The organism is Shigella sp. SIG6 (assembly GCF_053555815.1).
In genome coordinates, this window is sequence record NZ_JBQZXC010000230.1 from 1 (window position 1) to 2,629 (window position 2,629).

4 protein-coding genes and 1 pseudogene are annotated in these 2,629 nt (G+C 48.1%); 3 read left to right on the forward strand and 2 right to left on the reverse strand.

Translation table 11 applies throughout. The annotated features are described in order from the left end of the window. Both ACUU1M_RS19715 and ACUU1M_RS19720 read left to right on the forward strand, forming a co-directional pair. On the forward strand, positions 1–287 hold a 287-nt coding region (locus ACUU1M_RS19715), incomplete at its 5' end, for a hypothetical protein (RefSeq protein WP_449144762.1). Positions 288–458: 171 nt separating this feature from the next. Beyond that, positions 459–788, forward strand: coding sequence for a DUF496 family protein (locus ACUU1M_RS19720; protein WP_000450409.1), 330 nt, complete (start codon positions 459–461; stop codon positions 786–788). Between the two features lie 100 nt (positions 789–888). On the opposite strand, the gene ACUU1M_RS19725 is transcribed toward ACUU1M_RS19720, so the two are convergent. Continuing rightward, positions 889–1,071: a EutP/PduV family microcompartment system protein gene (locus ACUU1M_RS19725; RefSeq protein ID WP_001016348.1), complete on the reverse strand. Its 183-nt coding sequence runs from the start codon at positions 1,069–1,071 to the stop codon at positions 889–891. A gap of 62 nt (positions 1,072–1,133) precedes the next feature. Between ACUU1M_RS19725 and ACUU1M_RS19730 the strand changes: the two are divergent. Continuing rightward, positions 1,134–1,271 (forward strand): annotated as a pseudogene (locus ACUU1M_RS19730) (transposase domain-containing protein); the annotation flags it as partial. Between the two features lie 292 nt (positions 1,272–1,563). Here the strand turns inward: ACUU1M_RS19730 and ACUU1M_RS19735 are convergent. Further along, on the reverse strand, positions 1,564–2,629 hold a 1,066-nt coding region (locus ACUU1M_RS19735; RefSeq protein WP_449144763.1), incomplete at its 5' end, for an IS110-like element ISSso6 family transposase.

Sequence of the window (2,629 nt, forward strand, 5' to 3'; positions counted from 1 at the left end):
GCCATTTCGTGTTATTGAACGCGCAAAAACTTCGTGATACCCAGCACATGATGCAGCAAATACTGCTGAGCCTTGTTCATGCGCTGTACGAAGGTAATCCGCAGCCGGTTTTTGCCAATACGGAAAAATTGAACGATGCTGTGGAAGAGCTGCGTCAGTTGCTCGATAACCACCATGACCTGAAAGTCGTGGAAACACCAATCTATGGTTATGTGTGGCTGAACATGGAAACGGCACATCAGCTTGAGTTGCTATCGAATCTGATTTGCCGGGCCTTGCGCAAATAATTCCTGAACTTCAGAATCATCTTGCTGCTGCTTCGATTCAGCAAGGATAAAGGGTATGATAGTGAAAAGGGATAAAAGCATTGTCATCTGCGGCAGCTATGAGTAATGTTGGCCCTAACGAATAGCGGTTGCTTAAACGAATCCGACTCTCACATTATCAGGGGTATAAAAATGGAAACTACCAAGCCTTCATTCCAGGACGTACTGGAATTTGTTCGTCTGTTCCGTCGTAAGAACAAACTGCAACGTGAAATTCAGGACGTTGAGAAAAAGATCCGTGACAACCAGAAGCGCGTCCTGTTGCTGGACAACCTGAGCGATTACATCAAGCCAGGGATGAGCGTTGAAGCAATCCAGGGCATCATCGCCAGCATGAAAGGTGACTATGAAGATCGCGTTGACGATTACATCATCAAAAATGCCGAGCTCTCCAAAGAACGCCGCGATATCTCCAAAAAGCTGAAAGCTATGGGCGAAATGAAAAACGGCGAAGCGAAGTAATTCCCGTTTTATTCAATGAGGGTTGCCCGGCAACCCTCATTGCTCATTGATTCTTATCTGTGTATCACCGTCATCATTCTCATCTGAGAACCAATCGAAATTAACAACAGCCTTCTTCTGTATGCAGCAAGGCAAAAAGTTCTGTAACTCCATTGTTATTAACTGCACTGGTTACTAACACGTTGTGCGCTCCAGCTTCCCGTAACCAACTTTTCACCAAAGATATTTGTTCCATGCTGGCTAAATCTGCTTTGGTTACTACTCCAATGACCGGGTGATTCATGGCCCGGTAGGGCGTTTTTACCTCTAATTCCTGCTTCAGCGCTGAGATTCCTGCTTGTTGCCGGAAAAGCAGGCACCTGCCGTCTGAACGGTATCGATCCGGAAGCGTATCTGCGCCATATTCTGAGCATACTGCTTGAATGGCCCTCCAACCGTGTTGACGAACTCCTGCCATGGAACGTAGTTCTCACCAATAAATAAGCGTCAATACGGTGCTCCGTTGACGCTGATATGACTTTCCGTGTCAAACCGGAATCTCTAATTTTGACGATTTTCTTTTTAGGTTTAATTCCCTGAGGGCGACGTAGCAGTAAATCCGACGGTGAATCATGCTGATATTCGCGGGTTGGATACCGCATTACAGAGGTCCGTCATATGAGCCTGCCACTTTCTTACGTCGCGAATCAGCTTTGTTCCGCCGTCGCCAAGCGCTAACGTGGGTTACTCTTGTACCGGGCTACGTCGCCTTCAGGGAACTGGTTATTCTCATTTTTTATTTGTGACATTGTGGTTGTTGTGCGACAGACATTGCTATTCGGCCCATATCCCAGATAAAACCCGCCAGCTCACGTGCAACAGCAACAATTGTAATATTGACATTCTTTCCTTTGGCCTGAAGTTTTCGATACCTCTTACAAAGCCTGAGTTGAGCATCCCATGCTCTGTCAATGACGGGGCGGGGTAAATTTTCCTGCCTTTTTTGTATTGCCGGACTGATGCGTGCCGGATGACGGTAACTCCACGCTGCCTCGACCAATAGCTTTCTGGCATAGCTGTTTCCGGCTTTGGTAATGCTGCCCTGATGTCTGCTTCCACCCGATGAATATTCTGATGGCGTGATACCAAACCATGACATCAATTGTCGTGGATGTTCAAAACGGGTCAGATCACCCAGTTCAGAAATTAATCCAACCGCAGTAATAAACTGAATCCCTCGCATGGCTTGCAGCGCCTCTACTACCGGATACAGCCTCCATTCGGTAACGGCCTCCTTCAGGGCGGATTCCAGCCGTTCACATTGTGCCTGCCGGTCTTCTATTGTACGACGGTGTTCGTCAAAAGCTAATTGTCGCCAGGGACTTTCGAATGAGTATTTGCTGAGCCAGCGTCGGTGTGCAGGGCCCCAATCTGCTCGCCCGACATAATGGACCCCATGAACCAGAAGAAACGATTTCAGACGTTGCCTTGCATGCCGTAAATCATCGCGGGCAGATGCCCATGCCCGGGCCAAATCCCGGAATGCCTCATCTTCAATGCCGGGTACGTAGACAGCAGAAAGATCTCCTGCACGCAGTGAACGCACAAGTCTGATGGCATCACGGCGATCGGTTTTAACCCGCTCCCCCGGTTTTTTCGGGATAAGTGAGGGGGCGCAGACCATGCAGTCAAAACCGGATTTCACCAGCCGACGATAAAGTCCATAACCACAGGGCCCCGCTTCATAAACGATACTGACCTGCGATGACTTTGACCTGAGACGTTTACAAAGATTCTGAATATCAGTAGGTGATGTGCCAATTTTACCCATCAGTTCAACAGGTTCTGAATTGATAGCATAA

Excerpts from the sequence above, each read along its gene's own strand:
- ACUU1M_RS19725 (WP_001016348.1), bottom strand. The coding sequence starts at position 1,071 with ATGAATCACCCGGTCATTGGAGTAGTAACCAAAGCAGATTTAGCCAGC.
- ACUU1M_RS19720 (WP_000450409.1), top strand. The coding sequence starts at position 459 with ATGGAAACTACCAAGCCTTCATTCCAGGACGTACTGGAATTTGTTCGT.